Here is a 26,535-nt window from a genome sequence, read left to right as displayed (position 1 = left end):
GAGTCCTCATGCCCGCCCCCGCAGACCTGCGGCTGCTCGCCGCCGCCCGTCAGGGCGACGCCGCGGCCGTACGCGCCGCGCTCGCCGAAGGTGCCCGCACGGACGCCCGCGACGAGGAACTGCGCTCACCGCTGCTGCTCGCCGCGCTCGGCGACCACGTGGACGCGGCGCGGGCCCTGGTCGCCGCGGGCGCCGATGTGAACGCGCAGGACGCGCGGCACGACAGCCCGTGGCTGGTGACGGGCGTCACCGGGAGCGTCGCGATGATGCGGGTGCTCCTCACGGCGGACCCCGCGCCCGACGTGACGCTGCGCAACCGGTTCGGCGGGGTGAGCGTGATCCCCGCCGCCGAACGCGGCCATGTGGCCTATGTCCGGGCCGTCCTCCAGGAGACGTCGATCGACGTCGACCACGTCAACGACCTGGGCTGGACCGCACTGTTGGAGGCGGTCATCCTCGGCGACGGCGGCCGGGCCCACCAGGAGGTCGTTGCCCTGCTGCTCGCGGCCGGCGCGGACCGCGACCTGCCGGACGCCCACGGGACAACCGCCCTGGCCCACGCGGAACGCCGCGGCTTCGAGGCGATGGCGGCGCTGCTGCGGGACACATAGAAGCCGAAGCGGGGCGGCGGACCGCGGGGCCGTCACCGGCTTCCGGCGGCCTCGCGCTCCTGGTGGGCGGTGCGGACGCGGTGCCACAGCCCCGCCCGCGCGGGGGCGTCGACGTCGTTCAGGTCCAGCCGGAACACACCGGCGAGGACGTCGTACCAGTCGTCCGCCGCGTCGATGATCCGCTCGTGCGTGCCGTCGGCGTCGATCCGGCGCAGCACACAGCCGCGCAGCACGTCCACGCCCGTGGCGTCGCGGCGCTGGGCGGTGAGGACCCGGACGAATCCGGACTCGGGCGAGGTGGACAACCGGACGTGCTCCTCGGCGAAGGAGGACAGCTCGACGGGCTCCGGCGCGAAGTCCATCGCCATGAACGCGCCACGGGGGTCATGGGTGAAGCGCCAGCCGCCGGGCTCCGCCGCCGACGGGGCCATCGCGTAGGTGAACGGCCCCTGGGTGTAGGAGCCCTCGCGCAGCGGCAGGGGGTCGTGCATGCCGCCGGCGAGCCCGGTGTCGACGAGCCAGCGCTCACCGTCGAGCCGCACGGTGAGCGCGAGATGGTCGCCGCCCGCGCCCGCGGTGTCCTCGGGGCTGCCCTGCACCCCGGCCCGGTGCAGGGTGACGTCGTAACCGAGGGCCGTCAGCAGCGCGGCGAAGGCCCCGTTCAGGTGGAAGCAGTAGCCGCCGCGCCCGCGCAGGATCCGGGCCACGGACTCCTCGGCGCCGATGCCCGTCGGCCGTCCCAGATGGATGTCGAGGTTCTCGTAGGAGACACGTTCCACCTGTGCCCGGTGCAGGGCACGCAGCGCCTCGCCGGTCGGCCCCGCCGACCGGGCGACGCCGAGCACGCCCAGATACCCGTCGACGTCGATCATGCTCCCCCTCGCTGCCCCGAGCCCAGGTGATCAGGATAGTCGTCGGAGGGGCGCTCAGCGGGTCGACAGGAGGTCACGGAGTCGGTCGGCCGCGGCGGGCCCCGGGAGGCGGACCGTGAGCCAGGAGCCGTCCGCGCAGGCGATGTCCACGCGACGGCGCAGGCTCCGTGCCCAGGGAGTGACGCGTACACCCGCGTGCGGGCACGACGTCGCCTCCGAGGAGGCCTGCCACGCGGTCCGCACGGCGATCCTGCCGTCCGCCACGAGGAGCAGGCAGTCCGCCGCCTCCTCCGCGCGCAGCGCGTCCCGCTCCCAGTACGCCGCGTGCACGGCCAGCACGAGCCGCCCCGCGTCGCTGTCCCAGCCACCCCGCATGCCCGGCCCGGCCAGGAGGCGCAGCAGGAGCCGGAAGGCACAGCGAACTCCATGTCCACCCCCGGGCGGCGGGTCTAGGCGTCGCCGAGGCGGTCGGCCTGGGCTTCGGCCGCGGTCAGGATGCTGTGGAGAAGGCCGGGGAAGAGCGCGTCGAGGTCGTCGCGGCGCAGCATGTTGAGTTTGGCCGTGCCCTGGTAGACCTGCCGGACGACTCCGCTCTCGCGGAGGACGCGGAAGTGGTGGGTGCTGGTCGACTTGGTGACCGGGAGGGCGAAGTACGAGCAGCTGAACGCGTCGCCGTCGCCGCGGGCCATGCACCGCACGATCCGCAGCCGGACCGGGTCCGACAGCGCGTGCAGCACGGCCTCGAGCCGGATCTCCTCGCGGGCGGGGTGCTCCAGGACCCGGGGGTTGGTCGCGGTCGTCACGGCTGCGGCTCCACGGGGCTCGGGAATGGTACGACCATGGTACGAGGGCGCCGGTGGCCCTCCGGTGGGCGCAACACGCCTCTCACCTGGGCCGGAGCCGCCTCCGGGGGTCGTTGTCAGTGGGCGGGTGCAGACTGGCTCGTATCCGCGACAACGGCGTCATGGAGGTGTCGGCATGACCGACGTGCTACTGACCGTAGGTACCCGCAAGGGACTGTTCATCGGCCGCGGGCGAGACGGCCGATGGGAGTTCGACGACCCGCACTTCAACGCGCAGGCGATCTATTCGATCGGGATCGACACCCGTCGCGCCACCCCCAGGATCCTCGTCGGCGGGGACAGCCTGCACTGGGGACCGTCCGTATTCCACTCCGACGACCTGGGCGCGAGCTGGACCGAGCCGGCCCGGCCGGCGGTCAAGTTCCCGCAGGACACCGGCGCTTCGCTGGAGCGGGTCTGGCAGCTGCACCCCGCACCGGCGCACTCCCCCGACGTCGTGTACGCGGGGACGGAGCCGGCCGCGCTCTTCCGGTCCACCGACGGCGGCGAGTCCTTCGCTCTCGTGCGCCCGCTGTGGGAGCACCCCACGCGTGACCGGTGGGTGCCGGGCGGGGGCGGTGAGGCGGTGCACACGGTGGTCACCGACCCTCGCGACCCCGACGCGGTGACGGTGGCGGTGTCGACCGCCGGCGTCTTCCGGTCCCGCGACGGCGGCGCGAACTGGGCGCCGGCGAACGACGGGGTGTCGGCGGTGTTCCTGCCCGACCCGAACCCGGAGTTCGGCCAGTGCGTGCACAAGATCGCCCAGGACGCGGGCGATCCCGACCGGCTCTATCTCCAGAACCACTGGGGCGTGTTCCGCAGCGACGACGGCGGCGGCCGGTGGACCGACATCGGCGACGGCCTGCCCTCCGACTTCGGCTTCGCCGTCGCCGCCCACCCCCACCGGCCGGACACGGCCTATGTGTTCCCCATCAACGCCGACTCCGACCGCGTCCCCGCCGAACGGCGCTGTCGTGTCTACCGCACGACCGACGCCGGGGAGACCTGGGAGCCCCTCACCAAGGGCCTGCCCGACGGTGACCACTACGGCACGGTGCTGCGCGACGCCCTGTGCACGGACGGCGGCGACCCGGCGGGCGTCTACTTCGGCAACCGCAACGGCGAGGTGTACGCGAGCGCGGACGACGGCGACAGCTGGCAGCTCCTCGCCGACCACCTGCCGGACGTGCTGTGCGTGCGGGCGGCGGTGATCGGCTGAGCGGCGCCGCCGGCGCGGCAGGCGCGGCAGGCGCGGCCGGGGGCAGTCAGGGGTGCGCTAGGGAAGGCGCCAGTCGACGGGCTGGGCGCCCTGGCGCACCAGGAGTTCGTTGGTGCGGCTGAAGGGTCGGGAGCCGAAGAAACCTCGGTCCGCCGACATGGGGGACGGGTGGGCCGATTCGACCGCCGGCAGGTCGCCGAGCAGCGGGCGCGCGTTGCGGGCGTCGCGGCCCCACAGGATCGACACCAGGGGTTTGCCGCGCGCCGCCAGCGCGCGGATGGCCTGCTCGGTGACGGCTTCCCAGCCCGCGCCTCGGTGCGCCCCCGGCTTGCGGGGGGCGGTGGTCAGGGCCCTGTTGAGGAGCAGCACGCCCTGGCGGGTCCAGGGGGTCAGGTCGCCGTTGGAGGGGCGCGGAAGGCCGAGGTCCGTGTTCAGCTCGCGGAAGATGTTCTCCAGGCTGCCGGGCAGGGAGCGGACCTCGGGGGCGACGGCGAAGCTGAGGCCGATGGCCATGCCGGGGGTCGGATAGGGGTCCTGCCCCACGATCAGCACCCGCACGTCGTCGAACGGCTGCTGGAAGGCGCGCAGGACGTGCTGTCCGGCCGGGAGGTAGGTCCGGCCGGCGGCGATCTCCGTGCGGAGGAAGTCGCCCATCTGGGCGACTTCCTCCGCCACGGGGGCCAGTGCCTGCGCCCAGCCGGGCTCTACGAGTTCACTCAACGGTCGTGCTGTCACGGGCAGTCACCCTACCGGCCCACACCGACAATCCGATCGGCCCCGCCCGCCTCCGCCACCTCGCCCACTAGGCTTCCGGCCGACGTCCGTCCCCGTGCCGCAGGGAGCCGAGCCATGAGGTCATCCAGCGCGTCCGACGGTCTCGTCGTCGGGGTGGACTCCGGCGGCTCCGGACTGCGGATCGCGCTCGCGCGGACAGCGGCCGGGGCAGAGGCAGGGGCAGAGAACGGGGGCGCGGGCGGGGCCGGGCGGGTCCTGGAGACGGTCGCGTCGGGCGAACCGGTGCGCACCGGCCCGGGCGGGATCGACGCGGACCATCTCCTCTCCCAGGTGCTCCCCGCGGTCGAGGCCATGGCCGGGCGGGCCACCGGGGCCGGCCAGGGCGGCGAGGACGGCCGGATCGTCGCGGTCGCCGTCGGGGCCGCCGGGATGGCCACGCTCGGCGAGAGGCTGCGGGCCGAACTGCCGGGAGCGCTCGAACGGGCCTGGGGCGTGCGGCGGCTCGCGCTCGCGGCCGACGCCGTCACCGCGTACGCCGGGGCGCTCGGCCAGCGTCCGGGCGCGGTCGTCGCGGGCGGCACGGGCCTGATCGCACTCGGCACGGATCTGTCCGGCTGGCGCCGGGCGGACGGCTGGGGCCATCTCCTGGGTGACTGCGGCAGCGGGGCCTGGATCGGCCGGGCCGGACTCGAGGCGGCGATGCGGGCGTACGACGGCCGGCGCGGCGGTTCCGCGGCGCTGCTGGCGCGCGCCGAGGAACGGTTCGGGCCGGTGGCCGGTCTGCCGGCGGCGCTCTATCCGCGTACCGACCGGCCGGCCGTCCTGGCCTCCTTCGCACCGGAGGTGGCGGGCTGCGCCGCCGACGGCGACCCGGTGGCGACCGGCATCCTGGAGCGGGCGGCCGGCCACATCGCCGAGGCCGCCGCGGCCGTCTGTCCCGCCGGGCCGGCGGTCTCGGGCGAAGTGGCGCTGACGGGCGGGCTGTTCAGGATGGGCGAGCCGCTGCTCGGTCCGCTGCGGGCGGAGCTCGGTGTGCTGCTGCCGGAGGCGCGCGTGGTCGCCGCGGCGGGCGACCCGCTGTCCGGGGCGGTGACGATCGCCGCCGCGCTCGCGCAGGACACGCTCCGGCTGCCGGCGGACCCGCACCTGCTGCGACTCGCCAGATAACCGAAGGTTTCCGGCCACTTCGGACATAGACGGGCAGAACTCGCGGGACCGCACCTCAGCGAACCGGGCGGTGGGCAAAACCAGTAGCATGCGGCGCCATGAGCTCCCCCACTGGGCCCACTCCCGGGCTGCCTGTACGAATGCCGCGACCCCGCCAGTCCGGGCGGCACCGTCGCCCTGAACCCGTGGCGGCGCCCGAGGGCGCTCCCGCGCTGGTTCTCGCCGTCCCCGGTGTGCCGTCGGCCGCCATACGCTCGCTGGCCGAGGAGGTCGTGAGCATCGCCCGCTCGGAGCTGCCCGGCCTCGAGGCCGTGATCGGCTACCTGGACGGCGACGACGCCGAGTACCCGACCCTCGCGGCCGTGCTGACCCGGGCCGCCGCCCTGCGCACGGAGCGGTACGAGATCGCCGTGGCCGCGGGCCGCGAGGTCGCCGCCCCCGAGGGCCCCGCGGCGGTCGTGGTGCCGCTGCTCGCGGGCCCCGACAGCGCCCTGACCCGGCGGATCCGCCAGGCCGTCATGGACGCCGGCAACACCGCCGAGCTGACCGATGTGCTCGGCCCGCACCCGCTGCTCGCCGAGGCCCTGCACGTGCGGCTGTCCGAGGCCGGTCTGGCCCGCGCCGACCGCGCCCGGCTCTTCACGGTCGCCACGGCGGCCGACGGCATCATCCTGGCCACGGTCGGCGGCGAGGAGGCGGTGCAGGCCGCCGGGATCACCGGCATGCTGCTGGCGGCCCGCCTCGCGGTGCCGGTGATGGCGGCGGCCCTCGACCAGGAGGGTTCGATCGCCTCGATCGCCGAGCAGCTGCGCGCCGCCGGTTCGGAGCAGCTCGCGCTCGCGCCGTACCTGATCGGCCCCGAGCTGGCCGAGGGCCTGCTCGACGCGGCGGCGAAGGAGGCGGGCTGCGCGGCGGCCGAGGCGCTGGGGGCGTACCCGGCGATCGGCCGACTGGCGCTCTCGCAGTACATGGCGACGCTGGGGATCACCCCGCAGCAGGGTTCGCCGGTCCACTGACACGGACCGTTGATACGGACCGTACCGCGGACAGGGTCCGTAAAGATGAAGGGCCCGCACCGACAGCTTCCGGTGCGGGCCCTTCCCGTACTCACGTGCCCCCGTGGCGCCGTCAGCCGAAGACGACGCAGGAGGCGGCGGGGAGCGGGAGGGAACCGGCGCGGGACGGGACGCCGGTCTCCGCGTCGACGGTGAACCAGGTGACGTCGCCGGAGCGCTCGTTGGCCGCGTACAGGTGCCGTCCCGACGGGCCGAGGGTCAGGTCGCGGGGCCAGTGGCCGCCGCAGGGGACGGAGGCGACGAGCCGGGCTCCGGCGCCGTCCTCCTCGAGCGCGAGGACGGCGAGGGTGTCGGCGCCGCGGACGGCGGCCCAGAGGAAGCGGCCGTCGGGGGCGGCGACGACCTCGGAGGGGTAGGCGGGCCCCGTGGGAGCCGCGGGGCCTTCGGGGACGACGGCGGTCTCGCCGAGCGGGGTGAGGACACCGGCCTCGGCGTCCCAGCGGCAGACGGTGAGGGTGGGTTCGAGCTCGTTCAGGACGTAGGCGTGGGTGCCCGCCGGGTGGAAGGCGAGGTGGCGCGGGCCCGTGCCGGGGCGCAGGGCGGTGATGCCGTGCGGGGTCGGCGCGCCGGTGACCGGGTCGAGGACGCCGATCGTGACGGAGTCGGTGCCGAGGTCCACGGCCAGCACCCAACGCCCGCTCGGGTCGGGCAGCACCTGGTGCGCGTGCGGCCCGCCCTGCCGGTCGGCGACGGGCCCCGAGCCCTCGTGGCGCAGCTGTCCGGCCACCGGCCGGAGCGTGCCGTCGGCGGCGCGGGGCAGGCAGCTGACGCTGCCGGAGGTGTAGTTCGCGGTCAGGACGTGGCCGCCCACGACGGCGAGGTGCGTCGGCCCGGCGCCGTCCACCGGCACGGGCGCCCCCAGCGGGCGGGGCGCGGGCCCGGTGACGTCGAAGGCCGCGACGGCGCCGGCGTCGGTCTCCGACACCGCGTACAGCACGTCTCCGTCGAGCGCGAGGAAGGACGGGTCGGCGACGTCGTCACTCGCGCCGGTGACGGTCAGCGCGCCGCTGCCCTCCTCCACCTCGACGGCGACCACCCCGCGCCCGCCGGCCGACGTGAACGACCCCACAAACCCCCGCCCGATCCGTGTACCGCCCACGCCGCCTCCCCTTCCCAGGGGCCGGTCCGTACCGACCGGCCGTCGTCCGAACCGACGTTAGCAGGAGGTCTAGACCAAGTCGGGTCCTTGGCCGCAGCACGTGGGGGCTCTCGGGGAGACGACACGGGCACGCGGGACGACGACGTGCCGTCCGGCAGACGGACCCGGCGGCGCACCCTGGCCACGGTGAGCGCGACCCTGGTCGCCCTCTGCTCGCCGGCGCGCCGCCCGCGTGGGGCCGGCCGGGGCGGGCCCGGCCGGGGCGTCGACGGCGCGCTCGGCGAGGACGGGTCAGGCGGCGGGGACCAGGGGGGAGCGCGGCGAGGTGCGGAGGGGGGTGGCCAGGTCCGCGAGGGCGCGTTCGAGGCTGTGGAGGTGGGCCAGGGCGGCCTCCGCACCGGGGTGGTGGGGCGGCGGGTCCGCGCCGGGCTCGGCACTGGCCGGAACGGAGGCCCGACCGCCGGGACCGGCACCGGCACCGGCACCGACCGGCCCGGCGTCCGCCGCCGGCACGCCCGAATCGCGAGCAGACCTGGCACCGGCCTCCCCGGCCTCGGCCCGGACATCGGCCCGCCCCGCGGACTCGACCGCGGGCCCGGGCTCCGTCGGGAGCAAGGCGTGGACCGCGGCCTCGACGCGCCAGGCCGCGGCGGCGAGGCGGGCGTCGTGGGATGCGGTGGGGTCGGCGGCGACCGCGGCGAGGCCGCGGATCTCGCGGGCGCAGTCGTCGAGGAGGGCCATGACGCGGCGGGCGCGGGCCTTGCGGGCGCGGAGGGGGCTCAGGGGGTGGACGAGGGGGGCCAGGGTGAGGCGGGCGCGGGCGAGGAGGAGGTCGAGTTCGGCGGCGTGCGGGGCCGGGTCGGCGTCCGGGTCGCCCGCGAGGCGGCGGGCCGCGGCGGTGGTGCAGGCGTGCACGCAGGTCACGGCCCGCTGGATCCACGCGTTGGTGGCCGCGTGCGTGGTCACGGGCAGCAGCGCCACGCCGACGGCCGCGCCGAGGGCGCCGACCGCCGTCTCCTCGAAGCGGAGCAGCAGCAGCCCGGGGTGCAGGACGCCGAGCAGCCCGTAGAGCAGCCCCGCCATGACGGTGACGAAGAACATCATCCAGCTGTAGGAGAGCGGCGCGGTGTAGAAGATGCCGAAGACGCACACGGCGACCAGCGCGGCCGTCGGCGCGGGCGCGCCGCCCAGCGGGAGGGCGATGAGCAGGCCCGCGGCGATGCCGGTGACCGTGCCGACCACCCGGCGGAAGCCCCGTACCAGCGTCTCGCCGCGCGAGGCCGTGTTGACGAAGATCCACCAGGCGGTGCCGACGGCCCAGTACCAGCGCTCCTGGGAGAGGAGCTGACCGGCGGCGAGGGCGACGGCGCAGGCCGCGGTGGCCTGGAAGGCCTGCCGGGTGGTGGGCCGGTTCAGGCCGGTGCCGGGCAGCGGGGCGGGCGCGGCCGGCGGCGGGACGCGCCGCTCGATGCACCAGACGAGGAAGCGCACCCCGGAGGTCGCCGCGAGTGCCAGCAGCACGGCGGCGAACAGTTCCGGCAGCTGCGCGGGCAGGGCGTGCAGGAACTGGGTGATGAAGAACTGCATGAAGGCGAAGATGCCGAGCGCGTGTCCGCGCGGCCCCCAGCGGCGCGCGTACACGCCGGCGAAGACGACGAGGAGCCACGCGGTGTCGCGCAGCAGCGGCACGCCGTGCAGGGCGGTCGCGAGGGCGAGCACGGGGAAGCCGACGAGCGGCAGCAGGGCGGTGGTGACCGCCTGGCGCCGCACGGTGGGGTCGCCCACGGTGAACAGGGCGAGCAGCGCGGCGAGGCCCGCCGTGATGGAGGCGGTGAGGGAGAGCCCGGCCAGTTCGGCCGCGGTGACGGCGAGGGAGACGCCGACGACGGCGCGGCTCGCGACGCGCAGCCGGACCTTGCCCGGATCCGGTGCCACACACGTCCTGCGCAGCAGCCTGCCCACGACCACGAGGCCCTTCTTCCCCTGCTTCATGACGGTCTTTCCGCCCCCGCTTCCGTACACACACCCTCTTCACACGCACACGCACGTACACATGACGAAGGCGCCGCGGGTCCGGGGCCGGCCACCTCGCCGGTCCGGCGCGTGCGCGGCGCCATCTGTTCAACTCTCACAAGAGGAAAGCATCCCTCCGCCCAGTGGCTCAACCGACCGGCCGGAGGCTGCGCCATTGGTACAGTGGATGAGGGAAAGGTACGACCAGAAGGGGGCCAACGGACCATGGCGGTGGACGAGCTCGACACCCGCATCCTCCGGCTGCTCATCGAGCAGCCGCGCACCAGCGTGCGCGAGTACGCGCGGATCCTCGGCGTGGCCCGGGGCACCGTCCAGGCACGGATCGACCGGCTCGAGCGGGACGGGGTGATCACCGCCACCGGTCCGGTGCTCTCCCCCGCGGCGCTCGGCCACCCGGTCCTCGCGTTCGTGCACATCGAGGTCACCCAGGGCTATCTGGACGAGGTCGGGGACGCGCTCGCGTCCGTCCCGGAGATCGTGGAGGCCTTCTCCATCACGGGCGGCGGCGACCTGCTGACCCGCGTGGTGGCACGTGACGCCGGACACCTGGAGGACGTGATCCAGCGGCTGATCCAGCTGCCCGGCGTGGTCCGCACCCGCACCGAGATCGCCCTGCGCGAGCGGGTGCCGCACCGGCTGCTGCCGCTGGTCGAGGCCATGGGACGAAAGGCCCTCTGATCCGGCCGCCTCCTCTGGAAGGCTGGACACATGGACACCGCGCGCATATCGGTCATCTTCGATCTCGACGGCACGCTCGTGGACAGCGAGCCCAACTACTACGAGGCCACCCTCCGCACCCTCTCCGCGTACGGCGTGACGCGCGAGGACTTCGGGTGGGAGGACCACACCCGGTTCATCGGGATCGGCACCCGCGAGTCGCTGGAGCTCCTGGCCGAGCGCTACGGCGTCGACGCCCCGCTCGACGAGCTCCTCAGCGCGACCAACCGCCACTACCTGGAGCTGGCCCGGGCCTCGACGCCCGTCTTCCCCGAGATGCGGAAGCTGGTGGAGCGACTGTACGCGGACGGGGTGCCGATGGCGGTGGCCTCGGGCTCCTCGCGCGCGGCCATCGAGGCCGTGCTCGCGGGCACCGGCCTCGACGCGTATCTGACCACCCTGGTCTCGGCCGAGGAGGTGCCGCGCGGCAAGCCGGAGCCGGACGTGTTCCTCGAGGCGGCCCGCCTGCTCGGGGCCGTACCGGAAAACTGTGTGGTCCTGGAGGACGCGCCTCCCGGCGCGGCGGCGGCGCGGGCGGCCGGCATGCGATGCCTGGCACTGCCGTATGTGCCCGGGACGGCGGACGAGCCGGCCTTCGCCACCGCCGATCGCCTCTTCCGCGGCGGACAGGCCGAGTTCACGGCCCAGGCGGCACTGGCGGTACTGGAGGCGCTGTCGTCCGGGTCGGCGGTGTCGGCGACGTCACCGTCGGCGGTGGAGTGGTCGGCCGACGCGCGGCCCGCCCGAAGCCGGGATGCTTCGTAGCTTCCTCCAGGGTGCCTCGTAGATGCCAGGGCGATGAACCACAGTTGATTGCAGATGAGCCGGCCCCCCGCTTAACGTGGCGCACATGCAGTCCTACACCATCGGACAGGCGGCGCGGCTGCTGGGCGTGAGCCCGGACACCGCCCGCCGCTGGGCCGACGCCGGCCGGGTCTCCACCCATCGCGACGAGAGCGGCCGCCGGCTGATCGACGGCCGTGACCTCGCCGCGTTCTCCATCGAGATCGCGCAGGGCGGCTCGGGGGACGAGGAGGAGCCGTACACCTCGGCGCGCAACGCGTTCCCCGGCATCGTGACGGCCGTCAAGCTCGGCGACGTCGCCGCCCAGGTCGAGATCCAGGCGGGCCCGCACCGGCTCGTCTCGCTCCTGACCCGTGAGGCGGTGGAGGAGCTGGGGTTGGAGGTCGGCATGCAGGCCACGGCGCGGGTGAAGTCGACCAGCGTGCACATCGACCGCTCCTGACCGGGACGACAGGCAGCCGGCCGCGCACCGACCGCCGGCGGGCGCAGGGCCGAGGCCCGAAGCCGCAGGGCCGTGCCGTCACCCGCCGCAGCGCCGCGACCCCGACCCTTCGCTCCGGGGATGACCGCCTCCGGGCTCTGACTCCCCTTCGGACCAGGAACCAGCGATGAACCGACCCCGCACCCCGATCGTCCTCGCCGTCCCGGCGCTGCTCGCGATCGCGTTCCTGCTCCTGCCGTTGCTCGGCATCCTGGTGCGCACCGAGTGGAGCGAGCTCGGTGCGCATCTGACCGGGCCGGGCACCGTGGAGGCGCTGAAGCTCTCGCTCCTGGTGTCGTTCTGGGCGCTCGCGCTCTCGCTGCTCCTCGGGGTGCCGCTGGCCTGGCTGCTGGCGCGGGTGCCGTTCCGGGGCAAGGCGTTCGTCCGCTCCCTCGTCCTGCTCCCGATGGTGCTGCCGCCGACGGTCGGCGGTGTGGCGCTGCTGCTCGCGTTCGGGCGGCGCGGGCTCGTCGGGCCGTGGCTGGAGGACACCTTCGGGCTCACCTTGCCCTTCCACACCTCCGGCGCGGTGGTCGCGGCGACCTTCGTGGCCATGCCGTTCCTGGTGATCAGCCTGGAGGGCGCGCTCGGCGGACTGCGGCCCCGTTACGAGGAGACCGCCGCCTCGCTGGGCGCCTCGCCGGTACGGGTCTTCCGCACCGTCACGCTGCCGATGGTCGCCCCGGGACTGATCGCGGGCGCCGCGCTCACGTGGGCGCGGGCGCTCGGTGAGTTCGGCGCCACGATCACCTTCGCGGGCAACCTGCCGGGCACCACCCAGACCCTGCCGCTCCAGGTCTATCTGCTGCTCCAGGAGGAACCGGAGGCGGCGACCTCGGTGTCGCTGCTGCTGCTCGCCATCGCCATGGCGGTCCTCATCGCCCTGCGGGGCCGCTGGACCGGGACGCCCACGGCCGCCCGGCCCGCCCGCCCGGCCCCGGCCGAGCCCGCCGCCGAGCCATCCGCCGGCCCTTCCGCCGACATCGCGGTCGACATCGCGGCCGCGCCCTCCGCCGCCGACGTGGCCGCGCGCTTCCAGGACGGCGAGCGCTGGGCGCTGCGCGCCCAGGTCAGCGGCTTCGACCGGCTCACCCTCGACGCCGGGCCCGGCACCACCATCGCGGTCGTGGGACCGAACGGGGCCGGCAAGACCACGCTGCTGCGTGCCCTGCTCGGCCTCACCCCCCGCGCCCACGCGGACCTCGTCCTCGGCGACACCGACGTCACCGCCCTGCCCCCGCACCGCCGGCACGTCGCCTGGGTGCCCCAGGACGGGGCGCTGTTCCCGCACATGACCGCCCTCGCCAACACCGCGTACGGGCTGCGGGCCCGCGGGGTGCCCCGCGCCGAGGCCCGGCGGGCCGCGCAGGACTGGCTCGACCGGCTCGGTGTCGGCCACCTCTCCCAGCGCAGGCCCGCCCAGCTGTCCGGCGGGCAGGCCCAGCGGGTCGCCCTGGCCCGGGCGCTCGCCGCCCGTCCCCGGCTGCTGCTGCTCGACGAGCCGCTGGCCGCCCTCGACCAGACCACCCGCGCCCAGGTGCGGCACACCCTGCGCACCCACCTCGCCGGGTTCGGCGGCGTCTGTCTGATCGTCACCCACGACCCGGTCGAGGCGGTGTCGCTGGCGGACCGGGTGCTGGTCCTGGAGGACGGCCGCGCCCTCCAGGACGCCCCGCCCGCCGAGGTCTCGCGGCATCCCCGCTCCCCGTGGGTCGCGCGGATGCTGGGCCGCAACGCCTGGCCCGGGACCGCCGCCGAGGAGGGGCTCGTGCTCGCCGAGGGCGGGGGCACGCTGATCGCCGCCGATCCGCTCGCGCCCGGCACGGAGGTCCTCGCGATCATCCCGCCCGAGGCGGTCGCCGTGCACCGCGAGCGGCCCGGCGGCAGCCCCCGTAACGTCTGGCCCGGCACCGTACGGGAGATCACGGCGAGCGGCAGCAGACTGCGCGTGCTGATCACGTCCGAGCGGGTGCCGCCGCTGGTCGCGGAGATCACGCCGCAGGCGGCCGCCGAGCTGGGTCTCGCGGAGGGCGCCGCGGTGTGGACGGGCGTGAAGGCGACCGAGGTCACGGTCGTGACGCTCTGACGTCCTCGCCGGTGCTGGCCCACGCCGGAAAAGGCGTGGCCCGGCCGGGCTTTCTGTGCCAGGGTGCGGGGCGCAACGGCCCCTCACCCCTGGAGCGTTCGATGACGATCCCGCCCCGCCTCGTCCCCCTCCTGGAGCAGTTCGACTTCGCCCGCGAGCGGCTCGTGAACCGGCTCAAGGGCCCGGTGATGGACAGCGGCAACGGGACGGACGTCGTGGTGGGGCCGATCACCGACGACGAGTACCTGTGGGAGCCGGTCGCGGACTGCTGGTCGGTCCGCCGCCGCGCGGACGGTCCGGGACCCCGCGCCACCGTCCTGGCGGGCACCGGCGCGTGGGGCCGGGACACCACGCCTCCCCCGCACCCCGAACCGGCCCCGTTCACCACGCTCGCCTGGCGGCTCAGCCACCTGATCGAGATGTTCACGCTGCGTACCGACCACACGGTCGGCGGTCACAGCCTGACCAGGGACGACTTCCGCAGCCGCGGGGACGCGGCCTCGGCCGTCACCGACTTCGAGGCGGCCACGGACGGCTGGCGGAAGGCGCTGCTCTCGGTGACGGACGCCGACCTGGACACGGTCGGCTTCAGCACGTACCCGCACGGCAGCGACCCCGAGAACCCGTTCCTGGACATCGTCTGGTGGATGAACCAGGAACTCCTCCACCACGGCGCGGAGATCGCCCTGCTCAGGGACCTCCACCGGGCGCGGGGCGGCGGCCGCTGAGCCTGCGCCGACCGGGTGGGGCGTGGGACGATGGAGGCAGATCCGTTCCTCGCGCAAGCAGGGAGGCGACATGTCCAGGATCACCGGCTCCGTCGACATCTCCCGTCGCCCCGAGGAGGTGTACGCGTACCTGACCGACCCCACGCACCTGCCGGAATGGCAGGAGAGCGCGGTGAACGTACGCCGGACCGGCGGCGCCCCCGGCACCTCCGGCCAGAGGGTCACCGTCACCCGGCACTTCGGGCGGCGTGACATGGAAATGAACGTGGAACTCGACGAGCTGGACCCCCCGCGGAGCTGGCACGTCCACGGCGTGGACGGGCGCGTGCGCCCCGACGTGCGGGGCACCATCGAGCCGCTGGACAACGGGGCGCGCTCGCGGGTGAGGTTCTCCGTCGACTTCGAGGGGCACGGCATCGGCAAGGCCCTCGTCCCGCTGGTCGTGAAGCCGCGCGCCCGCAAGGAGATGCCGCGCGACGAGCAGCACCTGAAGGAGATTCTGGAGCGCGGCGCCCCGGTCTGACCGCTCCCCCGCCCCCGTGACGCCCGAGCTCAGTCCGGCTTCGTACGGGCGAGCAGCATGGCGACGTCGTCCTGTGCCGGTCCCTCGGGGAGCCCCGCCAGAATCTCGTCACACAGCTCGTCCAGCGGTCGGTCCATGTCCCGCAGCGACCGGGCGAGCCGTGCCATGCCCTGGTCGAGGTCCCGGTCGCGGGCCTCGATGAGGCCGTCGGTGTAGAGGACGAGCAGTCCGCCCGCGGGCAGGGCGATCTCCTCGGTGCCGAACTCGTGGGCGCCGGTGCCCAGCGGGGTGCCGGGCGGGCCGTCGAGGAAGGTGACGGCACCGTCCGGGGTGACCACGGCGGGCGGGGGGTGCCCGGCTCGGGCGATGGTGAGGACGGCGGTGGCCGGGTCGTGGACGGCGTACACACAGGTCGCCATCTCGTCCTCGCCCAGGTCGGCGACGACGGCGTCCAGCGAGCGCAGCATGCGCGCGGGCGGGATGTCATGGCGGGCGAGCGTGCGCACGGCGGTGCGCAGCTGGCCCATGACGGCGGCGGCGTGGATGCCGTGGCCCATGACGTCGCCGATGACGAGGCCGGTCCGGCCGCCGGGCAGCGCGACCACGTCGTACCAGTCGCCGCCGACGTCGTGGTCGCTGGCCGGGAGGTAGCGCCCGGTGAGCTCCAGGCCGGTGACGTCGGGCAGCGCGTTGTTGGTGAGGCTGCGCTGGAGGGTGCGGGCGGCCTGCCGCTGGGTGGTGTAGAGGCGCGCGTTGTCGATGTTGAGGGCGGCGCGGGCCGCCACCTCGTCGATGAGCACCCGGTCCTCGTCGTCGAAGGGTTCGCGGGAGCGCAGCCGGGTGACCGAGACGGTGCCGAGCACCTTGCCGCGGGCGACCAGGGGGATCAGCCGGGCGGAGCCGATGCGGGTGCCGAAGTAGCGGCGGAGGGCTTCGAGCCGGGGGTCCTTGAGGAGCGCGGGTATGTCGGCGACCGTCAGGTCCATGGCGCGGGCGTCGGTGATGACCGACTCGTAGACGGAGTCGAGCGGGATCTGGAAGGTCTGGCCGACGGCGAGGAGGGCGGTGGGTGCGGTCGGGTCGGGGAAGCCGGCGGCGAGGCGGCGCAGGATCCCGCGGTTGGCGGCGGTGGACTCGTCGGGGTCGAGGACGGATTCGAGGAGCTGGACGTCGGCGGAGTCGGCCAGCTGGGGGACGAGGAAGGCGACGACCTCCTCCGCGGTCTGCCGCAGGTCGAGCGTGGTGCCGATGCGTTCCCCGGCCTCGGCGAGCAGGGCGAAGCGGTGGCGGGCGCGTTCGACCTCGATGTGGGCCTGCTGGCTCTCGGTGATGTCGATGAGGGAGGCGATGATGCCGAGGGGCCGGCCTCCGTGGTCCAGGAGCGGTGCGTAGGAGTTGGACCAGATGTGGTCGTGGTCGGGGTCGGCCGGGGTGCGGCCGGCCCTGCGGGCGTCCACGACGGCGGTGCCGGTGTCGAGGACCCGGCGCATCAGGGCTTCGAGCGCGTCGGCGTTCACGCCGGGGACGACCTCGGTGAGGCGGCGGCCGACGTGGTCGGCGGGCGGGACGCCGTTCATCCGGGCCAGGGCGTTGTTGACGCGGACGAACCGCAGGTCGGGGCCGAGGGTGGCCAGGCCGATGGGCGACTGGGTGAACAGCGACTCGAGGGCGGCGAGGGAGTCGCGCATCTTGACGACCTGGGAGGTCTCGAAGGCGATCAGCATGGCGCCGGGCCGGCCGTCCGGGTCGGCGGCGGGCACGATCCACATCTCCATGGCGACCTGACGGCCGTCGCGATGCCGTACGGGGAGGGTTCCGACGACGGTCTCGCCGGCCTGGACCTTGCGGGTCAGCCGGTCGGCGAGCTCGCGGTTGGCGTCGGGCACGAGGAGCGGGGTGGCGAGCCGCCCGAGAATGTCCTCGGGGCGGTATCCGAGCAGGTCCTGGGCGGCCAGCGACCACTCGACGACGCGGCCCCGCGCGTCCTCGCGCCACAGCGCGATGGGCAGCAGGTCGTTGAGCACGCCCGCGTATCCGACGGCCGCGCGCGGCGGCTGCGGAACCCTGCTCGGCGACTGGTGAGTGTCCAACGCATCGACCTACGCATCGGCCGGGCCCGGTGGGGCACAATCCCGCGATCTCTACCGAATCACCCTATCCGAGACCTCTCGAGCAGGCGTTGCGCGGATCGCCCGACCGCACTCCCGCCCCCTATACTCAACAATATGAATAATCGACGAGGTGCGTGAGGAGCGGAGCATGTACCTGCGGTACGTCGCTCTCGGCGACAGTCAGACGGAAGGCGTCGGGGACGGCGACGACATCGCGGGGCTGCGTGGCTGGGCCGATCGGCTCGCCGAGCTCGGCGCCCGGTCCGAACCGGGGCTGCGGTACGCCAACCTGGCCGTACGAGGACGGCTGGCCGGGCAGGTGCGGGCGGAACAGCTCGGGCCGGCGCTGGCCCTGGAGCCCGACCTCGCCACGGTCGTCGCCGGGGTCAACGATCTGCTGCGTCCCCGCTTCGACGCCGACGAGGTCGCCGGTCACCTGGAGGCGATGTTCGCCGCCCTCACCGCGCGGGGCGCCCGGGTCGCCACCCTCACCTTCCCGGACATCACCCGGACGATTCCCGCGGCCCGGCCGGTCGCGCCCCGGATCACCGCCCTCAACGGGCGCATACGGGAGGCCGCCCGCGCGCACGGTGTCGTCCTCGTCGAGATAGGCCACCACCCGGTCGTCACCGATCCCCGGCTGTGGAGCCGCGACCGCCTCCACTCCGCTCCGCTCGGCCACGCCCGGATCGCCGCCGCCTTCGCCGAGGCGCTCGGCCTGCCGGGCGGCGACGACTCCTGGACCCGCCCGCTGCCGCCGCCCGCCGTACGACCGCCCGGCGGCCTGCGCGCGGCCGGCGCCGAACTGGCCTGGGCGGCCGGCTTCCTCGGCCCCTGGCTGGGCCGCCGCCTGCGCGGCCGCTCGTCCGGCGACGGCCGTACGGCCAAGCGACCGGAACTACTGCCGGTGACCCCCCTCGCCTGAGCGGCCACACGGGGAGTCCCGTTCGGTCCGCCCACACTCGGGGCCGCGCCGAGAAACACGCGGGCGCGACCGGCCCGGCCTTGTTACAGTCGGTCGCATGGGTTCGTACTACTTCTTTCTCTGATTCCGGCCCCGGACAGGGCCTTGAGCCGCTGACGCGCGCACGCGCGGGCGGCAGGCCGCGTTGTCCGTCCGCGCCCGAGGGGCGCTCAGCCCGGATCAGTCGAACCCATCCCCAGGGACTCCCACCATGCGCGACCGCGCCCAGCTCACGCTGCACCACGTCTCCAAGTCCTACGGAGACCGCCAGGTCCTCGACCGGGTCTCGTTCACCGTCCGGCCCGGCGAACGGGCCGCCGTCGTCGGGGAGAACGGCTCCGGCAAGTCCACGCTCCTACGGCTGATCGCGGGAGCGGAGGCGCCGGACGCCGGCGAGCTCACCGTCCGCTTCCCCGGTTCCGTCGCCCGGCTCGCGCAGACGCTCGGCGACACCTTCGCCGTCGGCCCCGAGCACACCGTGCGGGACACCGTCGACGCCGCACTCGCCGAACTCCGCGCCACGGAGCGTGAGTTGCGGGCCGCCGAGGAGCGGCTCGGCGACGCGGGGCCGGAGGAACTCGCCGCCTACGGGGCACTGCTCGAACGCTTCGAGGAGCGCGGCGGTTACCGTGCCGACGCCGAAGTGGCCGCCGCGCTCCACGGCCTCGGCCTCGGCCACGTACCGTACGACCGCCGCGTCGGCACGCTGTCGGGCGGCGAGCAGTCCCGGCTGGCGCTGGCCTGCGTCCTCGCCTCCGGCGCCGAGCTGCTGCTGCTCGACGAGCCGACCAACCACCTCGACCGCGACGCCGTCCGCTGGCTGCGGGAACGGCTGCGCGCCCATCGCGGCACCGTCGTCGCCGTCACCCACGACCGGGCGTTCCTGGAGGCGACGGCCACCACGATCCTGGAGGTCGACCGGGACACCCGCGGCGTCGCCCGCTACGGCGACGGCTGGGCCGGATACCGTACGGCCAAGGCAGCGGCCCGCCGCCGGCAGGCGCAGGAGCACCAGGAGTGGCGGGACGAACTGGCCCGCACCGAGGAGCTGGTGGCCGGGGCCGGACAGCGGCTCGCCGCCTCCGGCCGGGATCCGCGGCAGGGCTTCGGCAAGCACCGGCGCTCCAGCGAGAACAAGCTCTCCGGCCAGGTCAGGGCGGCCCGGACCCGGCTGGAGGAGCTGCGGGCCCATCCCGTACCGCCGCCGCCGGAACCCCTGCGCTTCCAGGCCCGGTTCGCCGGGGACGCGGACCCGGCCCTGGCCGCGGCCGAGCTCAGCGGGGTCACGGTCGGCGACCGGCTGGCCCTGGACGCACTGATTCTCGGCCCCGGCGACCGCCTCCTCGTCTCCGGGCCCAACGGCGCCGGCAAGACCACGCTGCTGCGGGTGCTCGCCGGTGAACTCGCCCCCGACAGCGGGGAGGTGCGGCTGCCCGCACGGGTCGGGCACCTGGCGCAGGAGCTGCCCGCCGTGGCCGCCCCCGTGCCGCTGCTCACCGCCTACGCCCAGGGCCGGCCCGGCCCGCCGGACGAGCACGCGGAGGAGCTGCTCGCCCTCGGGTTGTTCCGCGAGGAGGACCTCGCCGTCCCGGTGCGGGCGCTCTCGGTGGGGCAGCGCCGCCGCCTGGAGCTGGCCCGTCTGGTGACCCGCCCGGTCGACCTGCTGGTCCTCGACGAGCCGACCAACCATCTGGCCCTGTCCCTGGTCGAGGAACTGGAGGCGGCGCTGGCCGGCTTCGCGGGCGCGGTGGTGGCGGTCTCCCACGACGAGCGTTTCCGCGAGTCCTTCGGGGGCGCGCGGCTGGAGCTCCGGGCGGGGCGTCCGGTGCCGGCCCACGGCTGAGGTCCTCAGCCGCCGTAGTCCTCCATCAGGTTCGCGATGAGCGCCAGCAGCGCGTCGGCGCGGTGGCGGTCCTCGGTCTGGGCGCGCAGGGCCTGGTCGGCGGCGCGGAGGCGGGTGACGGCGGTGGGGTCGCCGTCCATGAGGTCCTCGATCGCGGACGGGCTGACCACGTCCAGGCAGGTGGTGAGCAGACGGCGGGTGGCGGGGGCGGGCGGGGCGGGATCGGGGGCGGCGAAGGCGTGGGTGAGATGACGGACCGGGTCGTTCAGCCGCCAGCCGACGACCGCCCCGCGCTGGACCAGCAGCGCGAGGTCGGGCGCGATGCCGACCGCGGCCTCCAGCGGCTCGGCGAGCACATCGAGGTCGCGCAGGCAGGTCAGCGCCGCGTCGCCGGGCTCGCGGCACAGTGCCATGCACATCTCCAGGCGGAAGTCGCGCGCCTCGTCCGCGACCAGCCCGCCCGGCCGCACCGGGGGGACGGCCGGGGCGTCGTCGACGGTGTCGGAGTTCACCGTCACGTACGGCAGCTGGAACTCGGCGCCGACCAGCCGCCGGTTGTCCGGGTCGAACCGCAGCAGGTCGGGGGTGTCCCACAGCCAGGCCTGGCTGCCGAAGGTCGCCCCGAGGAACCGCTCGCGCTCCGCCGGGCTTCCGTACCCGGCGAGGTCCACCGAGTTGCCGGTGAACCGGGGGGTGAGGGCCAGCGGCTCGGCCGTCACCGTCGCGGACCAGTCGCCGCCGATGGTCACTCTCATGGTCACTTCCGCCTCATTTGATCTGCACCGCCGGGGGCATGAACCCGTTCTTACCCGGAATCCTGCCCTCCACGATGTCGTCGTGGGTGATCGGCCGGCCGGCGTCCGTGGCCTTGGCCCCGTTGCCGACGGCCGTCGCCCCGGATTCGCCGAGGACGCCGGACGGTCCGTACGCCGTGATGGCCTGACCGGCCTCCGAGCCGACGCCCTTGGTCACGACGACGTCGTCGCCCTGCCGGAAGATGAGGTTCCCGGCGCCGCCCGTCGACTGGTACACCGCGTCCGGCTTCTTGAGGATCTCCAGGACCCGTTCGTCGCTGAAGCCGTGCATGGTGTCGCCGTGGTAGTCGGGGTGCTTGCGGAAACGGCCGTCGTCGGCCCGGTCGATGACTCCGTCGGCTGCCTTGACCGCTCGCTGCCTGGCCTTCTCCTCCTTGGTGCACTTGGGTGCCAGGCCCAGCGGGTCGCACCCCGCGTAGGGGTTGTCGACGTAGCCGAGCGGGTTCGGCGCGGGGCCGAGTCCGAGGGGGTCGGGCGACGCGTAGCGGCCGGTCTCGGGGTCGTAGTGGCGGAAGTGGTTGTAGTGGAGTCCGGTCTCGGGGTCGTAGTACTGGCCGGGGAAACGCAGCGGGGTGTAGGCGCTGCTGTCCCGGGCCCAGGCGGTGGTTCCCCACAGGGTGCTCCGGGTGCGCCAGACGATGTCGCCTGACTCGTCGACCAGTTCGGTCGGTGTGCCGACGAGGTCGGTGGCGATGGCGAAGAAGCGGCGGTCGATCTCCTCCTGGCGGCTGTCCGCCGTCAGGAGGCGTTCGGTCTGGGCCAGCGGGGCGACGTCCCGGTGGTCCCAGGTGAGGGCGACCGTGTGCGGGAGACCGGGCCGGTGGCTGGTCTGTTCGCAGAGGGTGAGGCCGTCCCAGGTGAAGCGGATCTCCTCGACGACCGTCTCGCCGTCGGCGGCCAGGCGTTGCTTGGCGGTGCGGCGGCCCAGCGGGTCGTAGCGGTAGGTCCACCGGGTCCCGTCGGGGGTGGTGACGGAGGTGAGGCGGTTCTCGGTGTCCCAGGTGTAGCGCCAGGTGTCGGGCTTGCGGGAGAGCCGGGTCTTCTGGCGGAGCACGATCCGGCCGAGCGCGTCGTGCTCGAAGCGGACGCCGCCGGCCCGGACGAGGGTGGTTCCCGTGTACGAGCGGGGGCCGGTGGCCTCGCTGCCGGGGTGTCCGGCGGGCCAGGACGCCGAGGTCTGGTTGCCGGCGTCGTCGTAGGCGTACCGCTCGGTCCAGCCCTGGCCGTGGACGGCGGTGATCCGGCCGAGCGGGTCGAGGTCGAAGGCGCGGTGGCCGGTCAGGCCGTCCGTGACGGAGACCAGGTGGCCGTCGGCGCGGTAGGCGTAGGCGCGGCTGGTGACGGCGCGCGTGCCCGCGGCGATGTGCTGTGCGGCGAGGCGGCCCGAGGCGTCCCAGGCCGAGGACACGGTCAGCGCCTCCCCGTAGACGCGGGCCAGTTCGCGGCCGGCCGCGTCGTGGGTGAAGTCGACGTGCCGGCCGCCCGTGGTCAGTCGCACCGGCAGTCCGTCGTCGCCGTAGGAGTAGGAGGTGACGTGGCCGGTGGGGGTGGTGCGGCGGATGCGGCGCCCGAGGTCGTCGTAGGCGTAGACGACGGGGTTGCCGTTCACCATCTCGGCCTTGACGCGTCCGCCGCGGTCGTACTGGTAGCGGAGTTCGCCGTCGGGTCCGGTCGCTTCCAGGAGACGGCCCGCCCGGTCGTAGGCGTACGTCGTCACCCGGCCGTCGACGGTCTTGCGGACCACCTGGCCGAGCCCGTCCCGCTCGAACGAGACGGTGCCGCCGAGCGCGTCGGTCCGTGCGGCGAGGCGGCCCGCCGCGTCCACGCGGTAGGTGAGGGTGCGGCCGTCGAAGTCGGTCTCGGCGACGATGTTGCCGACCGCGTCGTAGGTGTAACTCCAGGTCAGGCCCTGAGGATTGGTGATCCGGGTGAGGCGGAGGTCGTCGTCGTGCTCGAAGGCGTAGCGGGCGCCGTCCGGGCGGGTGGTGGTGAGCGGGAGGTCGAAGTGGGTGTAGGCGTAGCGGGTGATGCCGCCGGATGCGTCGGTGTGGCTGAGGCAGTTGCCCTCGCCGTCGTACGTCCAGGACCGCGTGGCACCGCCGGGCTCGGTGCGCCGGGCGAGCTGCCCGTCGGCGTTCCACTCCAGCTCGGTGACCGCGCCCGACGGGTCGGTGACCCGGACCGGCCGGCCGAGTCCGTCGCGTGCGGTCCGGGTGGTGGCGCCGGTCGGGTCGGTGACCGCGACGGTCAGTCCCGCCGGGTCGCAGATCACCCGGGTCGTGTCGCCCAGGGCGTCGGTGACGGAGGTGAGGCGGCCCGCCGCGTCGTACGCGGACGTGGTGGTGTTCCCGGTCGGGTCGGTGACCGACGTACGGTTGCCGCGCTCGTCGTAGGTGTACGTGGTGCGGGCGCCGTCGGGGCCCACGACCTCGACGGGCAGCCCGAACGGTCCCCGCGCGACGCGCAGTTCGGATCCGTCCGGGCGTACGGCGGTGAGCAGTCGGCCGTCCTCGTCGTAGGTGAAGGCGGTGGTGGCGCCCAGCGGGTCGGTGCGGGACAGCAGGTTGCCGTCCCGGTCGTGGCGGAACCGGACGGTGTGGCCGAGCGCGTCCGTGGTGGCCAGGACCTGGCTGCCCGGGCCGATCAGATGCCGGGTGGTGCGGCCGTCGGCGGTGGTGAGGACGGTGGTCCGGTGACCGGTGGCGGCGTCCGGTTCGGTGTACGCGAGGGTGATCTGGACGTGGCCGGCCTCGCCGCCCTCGGCGACCACGCGGTCGCGGTCGTCGTAGACGTAGTCGTAGCGACGGCCGTTGGAGTCGATCCAGGCGATGACCCGCTGCCGCTCGTCGTAGTGGAAGGCGGTCGCGGCTCCCGAGGGCCGGGTGACGGTGGTCAGCCGGCCGTCCTCGTAGCCGTACGCCATCAGCGGGAGGTCCGCGCCGCCCTCACCGGCCGCGAGGGACAGGGCGGTGATCCTGCCGTCGGCGGTGGTCAGCCGCACCCGGTGGCCCGCCGAGTGGACGAGGGCCAGCGGCAGGCCGTCCTCGGCGCGGTCGACGGTGACCGTGTGCCCGTTTCGCTCGGAGACGGCGGACAGCCAGGCGGTGCCGTCACCGCCGGGTTCGGCTCCGGCCGGGGCCGCGAAGCGGCGCACCACTCCGGTGTCGGGGTCGGTGAGCGTGTAGTCGCCGTCGGTCTCGCGGGCCAGGAGCGAGCGGGTCCGGCCCGGTCCCGGGCGGGTAGGCGCCCCGGGGGCCGGGTGGGGATGGGGGACGAGCAGTCCGTCCGCCGTGACGTGCAGGACCCCGAGGGCGTCGACCTCGAGGCGTTCGTCGACGGTGGACGACCAGGCGGCGCCGAGGAAGCGGCCGGTCGCGGCGCCGGACTCGGTGCGGCGGGTGAAGACCAGCGGCAGGATGCCGGGGATCTCCAGATCGGTCTGGGACAGGAACATCCGGCCGGTGGCCAGGTCCACCGGGTCGGTGCCGTCGGTGCAGCGCTCGCAGTCCGGGCGGTTGTGCGTGCCGTCCGGGCTGTCGTCGACCAGTTTGCGCAGCCGCGCCGCGTCGGCGGCCTGCTCCGCGACGCGGACGCCCTTGACGGCCGCGCCGCCGCCTCCGGTGGCGGCGGCCAGGGCCAGGTCGGGGATCAGCCGGCCGAAGCCCTCGGCCGGGTCCTTCATGAAGTCCTTGACCATCTGGCTGCCGGTGCCGACGGGGTCGTTGACGGCGACGACCAGGCCCGCGGCCAGACTGTTGAGGGAGGTGGCGTACTCGGCCGGGTGGGTGATGTTGTACGGGTCCAGGGGGTTGACCGAGCGCACGAAGTTCACGAGGCCGGCGGCGCCCTTGATGATGCCGCCGCCGACGTGGTCGCCCATGATCTGCGACTCCTCGTAGCCGTCGCGCAGCTGCTCGGCGTACGAGGGTTTCTCCGGCGCCATGTCACGGGCGGCGCGGACGGCCGAACGCGCGGTCTCGGCGGCCGAGTTCCGCTGCCTGCGCGCCTCGGCGAGGATGTCCTGCGCCTCCTTCATCAGCTTCTTGCCCGGGTCCTCGAAGGAGTCGCCGGGGCGGGGAGGCAGCGTGGACGGGTCGCGTTTGTCGGCGGGCTGGGCGTTGTAGCGCTCGACGGCCCTGTTGTAGTCGTCGACCTTCTTCTTGTGGGCGTCGGCGGCCTGCTCGGACGCCTTGACGCCTTCCTTCCACTTGTCGATCGCGGTCTGCGCCTGTCCCTGGGCCCAGGTGACGGTGTCGGCGAACCGCTCGAGCGCGCCGATCGCCTTGGAGCAGGCGTCGGCGGCCTTGTACCACTTGGGGGGCTGGGTGCTCACGGCCGTCCGCAGCGCCTCGGCCGTGGCGCCCTTGAGCTGGGCGGAGTCGAGGCCCTTGAGGCCGTCGCCGGTGTCGTCGAAGGCGATGTGGAAGCCGCGGAGCTTCGCGGCGGTGGAGTTGATCTTCTCGGCGCTGCCGTGGATCAGCTTGGTCCTGTCCTCGGTCTGGCCGAGGTCCATCTCGTCGACCTCGGCGCCGAGGCGGTTGGCGACGGACCGGGACTGCTCGCGCACCCAGTCCGCGCCGGACTCCCAGCCGACGTCCTCCAGCCGGTCCGCCGTCCAGTTGCCGGCGTCCTCGATGCGGTTGCCGACCCACTCGACGCCGTCCTCGACGGCGTCCTCGACGGCGTCGGGCGTGATGTCGCTGATGATGTCACCGATGCCCATGGTCACTCACCCCCGTGTCCGGCGTGCGGATCCTGCTGCTTGACGCGTTCCTCCGGCGACGGGCCGAAGGTGTCGTCGAGTGCCTGGTTCCACTGGTCGTCGTCCACGCCGAGCAGCTCGTTGAGAATGCGCGAGCGCTGCCCGCCCTGGCCCTCCGTGAGGACGGTGCGTCCGGTGTCCTTCCAGGTCTGTGCCATGTCCTGGCCGGCCTTGTCGAAGGACTCCGCGCTCCAGTCCGGGTTCAGGTAGTCGGGCGTGAAGATCTCGCCCCAGTCCTGCTTGGCGATGTCCTCCTCGCTCGCGTGCGGGTTCCCGCCCATGATCGAGTTCGCGCCCACCTTGAGGGTGCCCGCGATGTACTGGTCGTGCTCCCACTGGGTGCCGGCCGCGAGGCCCAGCCGGTTCGCGAGCTGGCTGGCGTCCCGTACGAGAGCGCGCACGCCCCATTCCCAGCGCTCGCAGAAGTCCTCGAAGTCGACCGAGAGACCGTGGTGTCCGGCCTCCATCCCGGTCATCGACAGCTCCGAGAAGCCCTTGCCCATCACCGAGCCGGTGGCGCCGCCGAGATCGCCGAGCGCGTCGATGGTCGCGCCGACGCCCGAGGTGAACTTCGCGACGGACGCCTTGTCGAGGTGGAGGTCCGCTCCGTCACCGCTCATGCCCTCTCCCCCGTCCGGTCGGTGGTGTCCACGGCCGCCGCGTCGGGAACGATGCCGGCGGCGGGCGGGAAGAACATCGACCCGTCCTCGGTGGCGATGTCGACGGCGAGCCCGGCGGGCTCGCCGAGGGCCGGCACGATCTCGTCGACGATCCGCGCGCCCAGCAGCGCCGCGTACTCCATCGGCTCGTCCCCGCGCCCGTGGTGCAGCGCGAACCGCGCGAGCGCGGCCTCGTCGGTGAACCCGCAGATCCACCGCACCCCGCCCGCGCGCACCGACCAGAGGCCTCCGTCGGCGACCGGCACCAGAAGCACCGAGCGCCGCATCTCCCCCACCAGTGCGCGGGGATCGTCGCCTCCCCTTCTCCGCTCCGCGATGCGCTCGGCGAGCGCCGCCCTCGACTGCGCCACGGCCCCTCCCTGC

23 protein-coding genes are annotated in these 26,535 nt (G+C 74.5%); 12 read left to right on the top strand and 11 right to left on the bottom strand.

Annotation, left to right across the window (positions count from 1 at the left end; all coding sequences use genetic code 11):
- Positions 1-8 precede the first annotated feature (8 nt).
- Entirely contained in the window at positions 9-611 is a 603-nt protein-coding gene (locus tag ACFY7C_RS16890) for an ankyrin repeat domain-containing protein (RefSeq protein ID WP_389650376.1), read from the top strand.
- Between the two features lie 32 nt (positions 612-643).
- On the opposite strand, the gene ACFY7C_RS16885 is transcribed toward ACFY7C_RS16890, so the two are convergent.
- From ACFY7C_RS16885 to ACFY7C_RS16875, 3 genes are all read right to left on the bottom strand, one after another.
- On the bottom strand, positions 644-1,483 hold the full coding sequence (locus tag ACFY7C_RS16885; RefSeq protein ID WP_389650373.1) for an arylamine N-acetyltransferase: 840 nt from the start codon (positions 1,481-1,483) through the stop codon (positions 644-646).
- A 54-nt stretch (positions 1,484-1,537) separates the two neighbouring features.
- Positions 1,538-1,858 (bottom strand): hypothetical protein, encoded by a 321-nt coding sequence (locus tag ACFY7C_RS16880; RefSeq protein ID WP_389650370.1) that lies wholly within the window; start codon positions 1,856-1,858, stop codon positions 1,538-1,540.
- A gap of 74 nt (positions 1,859-1,932) precedes the next feature.
- A complete protein-coding gene (locus ACFY7C_RS16875; protein WP_389650367.1) occupies positions 1,933-2,286 on the bottom strand; it encodes an ArsR/SmtB family transcription factor in 354 nt (117 codons plus the stop codon).
- A 175-nt stretch (positions 2,287-2,461) separates the two neighbouring features.
- On the opposite strand from ACFY7C_RS16875, the gene ACFY7C_RS16870 reads away from it, so the two are divergent.
- Complete coding sequence (locus ACFY7C_RS16870) at positions 2,462-3,547, top strand: WD40/YVTN/BNR-like repeat-containing protein (protein ID WP_389650364.1); 1,086 nt, start codon at positions 2,462-2,464, stop codon at positions 3,545-3,547.
- Positions 3,548-3,604: 57 nt separating this feature from the next.
- On the opposite strand, the gene ACFY7C_RS16865 is transcribed toward ACFY7C_RS16870, so the two are convergent.
- A complete protein-coding gene (locus ACFY7C_RS16865; protein WP_389650361.1) occupies positions 3,605-4,282 on the bottom strand; it encodes a uracil-DNA glycosylase in 678 nt (225 codons plus the stop codon).
- Positions 4,283-4,396: 114 nt separating this feature from the next.
- On the opposite strand from ACFY7C_RS16865, the gene ACFY7C_RS16860 reads away from it, so the two are divergent.
- Together ACFY7C_RS16860 and ACFY7C_RS16855 are read left to right on the top strand one after the other, a co-directional pair.
- Positions 4,397-5,449 carry an N-acetylglucosamine kinase gene (locus ACFY7C_RS16860; protein WP_389650359.1) on the top strand — a complete coding sequence of 351 codons (1,053 nt, stop codon included), beginning with the start codon at positions 4,397-4,399 and terminating at the stop codon, positions 5,447-5,449.
- A gap of 98 nt (positions 5,450-5,547) precedes the next feature.
- Complete coding sequence (locus ACFY7C_RS16855) at positions 5,548-6,465, top strand: sirohydrochlorin chelatase (protein ID WP_389650357.1); 918 nt, start codon at positions 5,548-5,550, stop codon at positions 6,463-6,465.
- 112 nt (positions 6,466-6,577) lie between these two features.
- Here the strand turns inward: ACFY7C_RS16855 and ACFY7C_RS16850 are convergent, their stop codons facing one another.
- Together ACFY7C_RS16850 and ACFY7C_RS16845 are read right to left on the bottom strand one after the other, a co-directional pair.
- Complete coding sequence (locus tag ACFY7C_RS16850; RefSeq protein ID WP_389650354.1) at positions 6,578-7,624, bottom strand: lactonase family protein; 1,047 nt, start codon at positions 7,622-7,624, stop codon at positions 6,578-6,580.
- Between the two features lie 291 nt (positions 7,625-7,915).
- Entirely contained in the window at positions 7,916-9,616 is a 1,701-nt protein-coding gene (locus ACFY7C_RS16845; protein WP_389650351.1) for an FUSC family protein, read from the bottom strand.
- A gap of 246 nt (positions 9,617-9,862) precedes the next feature.
- Between ACFY7C_RS16845 and ACFY7C_RS16840 the strand changes: the two genes are divergently transcribed.
- The 6 genes from ACFY7C_RS16840 to ACFY7C_RS16815 all read left to right on the top strand — a co-directional run bounded on the left by ACFY7C_RS16840 (position 9,863) and on the right by ACFY7C_RS16815 (position 14,997).
- A complete protein-coding gene (locus ACFY7C_RS16840; RefSeq protein WP_389650348.1) occupies positions 9,863-10,336 on the top strand; it encodes an Lrp/AsnC family transcriptional regulator in 474 nt (157 codons plus the stop codon).
- A gap of 30 nt (positions 10,337-10,366) precedes the next feature.
- Positions 10,367-11,140, top strand: coding sequence for an HAD family hydrolase (locus ACFY7C_RS16835; protein ID WP_389650345.1), 774 nt, complete (start codon positions 10,367-10,369; stop codon positions 11,138-11,140).
- An 85-nt stretch (positions 11,141-11,225) separates the two neighbouring features.
- Entirely contained in the window at positions 11,226-11,621 is a 396-nt protein-coding gene (locus tag ACFY7C_RS16830) for a molybdopterin-binding protein (RefSeq protein WP_389650343.1), read from the top strand.
- Positions 11,622-11,787: 166 nt separating this feature from the next.
- Positions 11,788-13,746: an ABC transporter permease gene (locus tag ACFY7C_RS16825; RefSeq protein ID WP_389650341.1), complete on the top strand. Its 1,959-nt coding sequence runs from the start codon at positions 11,788-11,790 to the stop codon at positions 13,744-13,746.
- 101 nt (positions 13,747-13,847) lie between these two features.
- Positions 13,848-14,474 (top strand): DinB family protein, encoded by a 627-nt coding sequence (locus tag ACFY7C_RS16820; protein ID WP_389650339.1) that lies wholly within the window; start codon positions 13,848-13,850, stop codon positions 14,472-14,474.
- Positions 14,475-14,544: 70 nt separating this feature from the next.
- Positions 14,545-14,997: an SRPBCC family protein gene (locus ACFY7C_RS16815; protein WP_389650337.1), complete on the top strand. Its 453-nt coding sequence runs from the start codon at positions 14,545-14,547 to the stop codon at positions 14,995-14,997.
- Positions 14,998-15,026: 29 nt separating this feature from the next.
- Here ACFY7C_RS16815 and ACFY7C_RS16810 read toward each other — a convergent pair whose 3' ends face one another.
- Positions 15,027-17,087 carry a SpoIIE family protein phosphatase gene (locus ACFY7C_RS16810; RefSeq protein WP_389650334.1) on the bottom strand — a complete coding sequence of 687 codons (2,061 nt, stop codon included), beginning with the start codon at positions 17,085-17,087 and terminating at the stop codon, positions 15,027-15,029.
- A 169-nt stretch (positions 17,088-17,256) separates the two neighbouring features.
- On the opposite strand from ACFY7C_RS16810, the gene ACFY7C_RS16805 reads away from it, so the two are divergent.
- Positions 17,257-18,033 carry an SGNH/GDSL hydrolase family protein gene (locus ACFY7C_RS16805; RefSeq protein WP_389650330.1) on the top strand — a complete coding sequence of 259 codons (777 nt, stop codon included), beginning with the start codon at positions 17,257-17,259 and terminating at the stop codon, positions 18,031-18,033.
- Positions 18,034-18,283: 250 nt separating this feature from the next.
- Positions 18,284-19,915 carry a ribosomal protection-like ABC-F family protein gene (gene abc-f / locus ACFY7C_RS16800; protein WP_389650327.1) on the top strand — a complete coding sequence of 544 codons (1,632 nt, stop codon included), beginning with the start codon at positions 18,284-18,286 and terminating at the stop codon, positions 19,913-19,915.
- Positions 19,916-19,920: 5 nt separating this feature from the next.
- On the opposite strand, the gene ACFY7C_RS16795 is transcribed toward abc-f, so the two are convergent.
- Genes ACFY7C_RS16795 through ACFY7C_RS16780 form a run of 4 tightly spaced genes read right to left on the bottom strand, consistent with a single transcriptional unit; the run spans position 19,921 to position 26,522 of the window.
- Entirely contained in the window at positions 19,921-20,670 is a 750-nt protein-coding gene (locus ACFY7C_RS16795) for a hypothetical protein (protein ID WP_389652685.1), read from the bottom strand.
- Positions 20,671-20,683: 13 nt separating this feature from the next.
- On the bottom strand, positions 20,684-25,453 hold the full coding sequence (locus tag ACFY7C_RS16790) for a putative T7SS-secreted protein (protein ID WP_389650324.1): 4,770 nt from the start codon (positions 25,451-25,453) through the stop codon (positions 20,684-20,686).
- Between the two features lie 2 nt (positions 25,454-25,455).
- On the bottom strand, positions 25,456-26,112 hold the full coding sequence (locus ACFY7C_RS16785; protein ID WP_389650321.1) for a hypothetical protein: 657 nt from the start codon (positions 26,110-26,112) through the stop codon (positions 25,456-25,458).
- Positions 26,109-26,522 carry an SseB family protein gene (locus tag ACFY7C_RS16780; protein ID WP_389650318.1) on the bottom strand — a complete coding sequence of 138 codons (414 nt, stop codon included), beginning with the start codon at positions 26,520-26,522 and terminating at the stop codon, positions 26,109-26,111. Before ACFY7C_RS16780 ends, ACFY7C_RS16785 begins: the two co-directional genes overlap by 4 nt.
- Positions 26,523-26,535 lie beyond the last annotated feature (13 nt).

Origin of the sequence: Streptomyces sp. NPDC012769 (genome assembly GCF_042901205.1) — a bacterium.
Taxonomy (GTDB): domain Bacteria; phylum Actinomycetota; class Actinomycetes; order Streptomycetales; family Streptomycetaceae; genus Streptomyces.
The sequence above is the reverse complement of the archived record's forward strand: the minus strand, read 5'-3'. Positions and strand labels throughout refer to the sequence as shown.

Coding starts and splice junctions, on each gene's coding strand:
- ACFY7C_RS16890 (WP_389650376.1), top strand. CDS start 9: ATGCCCGCCCCCGCAGACCTGCGGCTGCTCGCCGCCGCCCGTCAGGGC.
- ACFY7C_RS16885 (WP_389650373.1), bottom strand. CDS start 1,483: ATGATCGACGTCGACGGGTATCTGGGCGTGCTCGGCGTCGCCCGGTCG.
- ACFY7C_RS16880 (WP_389650370.1), bottom strand. CDS start 1,858: ATGCGGGGTGGCTGGGACAGCGACGCGGGGCGGCTCGTGCTGGCCGTG.
- ACFY7C_RS16870 (WP_389650364.1), top strand. CDS start 2,462: ATGACCGACGTGCTACTGACCGTAGGTACCCGCAAGGGACTGTTCATC.
- ACFY7C_RS16860 (WP_389650359.1), top strand. CDS start 4,397: ATGAGGTCATCCAGCGCGTCCGACGGTCTCGTCGTCGGGGTGGACTCC.
- ACFY7C_RS16855 (WP_389650357.1), top strand. CDS start 5,548: ATGAGCTCCCCCACTGGGCCCACTCCCGGGCTGCCTGTACGAATGCCG.
- ACFY7C_RS16845 (WP_389650351.1), bottom strand. CDS start 9,616: ATGAAGCAGGGGAAGAAGGGCCTCGTGGTCGTGGGCAGGCTGCTGCGC.
- ACFY7C_RS16840 (WP_389650348.1), top strand. CDS start 9,863: ATGGCGGTGGACGAGCTCGACACCCGCATCCTCCGGCTGCTCATCGAG.
- ACFY7C_RS16835 (WP_389650345.1), top strand. CDS start 10,367: ATGGACACCGCGCGCATATCGGTCATCTTCGATCTCGACGGCACGCTC.
- ACFY7C_RS16830 (WP_389650343.1), top strand. CDS start 11,226: ATGCAGTCCTACACCATCGGACAGGCGGCGCGGCTGCTGGGCGTGAGC.
- ACFY7C_RS16825 (WP_389650341.1), top strand. CDS start 11,788: ATGAACCGACCCCGCACCCCGATCGTCCTCGCCGTCCCGGCGCTGCTC.
- ACFY7C_RS16820 (WP_389650339.1), top strand. CDS start 13,848: ATGACGATCCCGCCCCGCCTCGTCCCCCTCCTGGAGCAGTTCGACTTC.
- ACFY7C_RS16815 (WP_389650337.1), top strand. CDS start 14,545: ATGTCCAGGATCACCGGCTCCGTCGACATCTCCCGTCGCCCCGAGGAG.
- ACFY7C_RS16805 (WP_389650330.1), top strand. CDS start 17,257: ATGTACCTGCGGTACGTCGCTCTCGGCGACAGTCAGACGGAAGGCGTC.
- abc-f (WP_389650327.1), top strand. CDS start 18,284: ATGCGCGACCGCGCCCAGCTCACGCTGCACCACGTCTCCAAGTCCTAC.
- ACFY7C_RS16795 (WP_389652685.1), bottom strand. CDS start 20,670: ATGAGAGTGACCATCGGCGGCGACTGGTCCGCGACGGTGACGGCCGAG.
- ACFY7C_RS16790 (WP_389650324.1), bottom strand. CDS start 25,453: ATGGGCATCGGTGACATCATCAGCGACATCACGCCCGACGCCGTCGAG.
- ACFY7C_RS16785 (WP_389650321.1), bottom strand. CDS start 26,112: ATGAGCGGTGACGGAGCGGACCTCCACCTCGACAAGGCGTCCGTCGCG.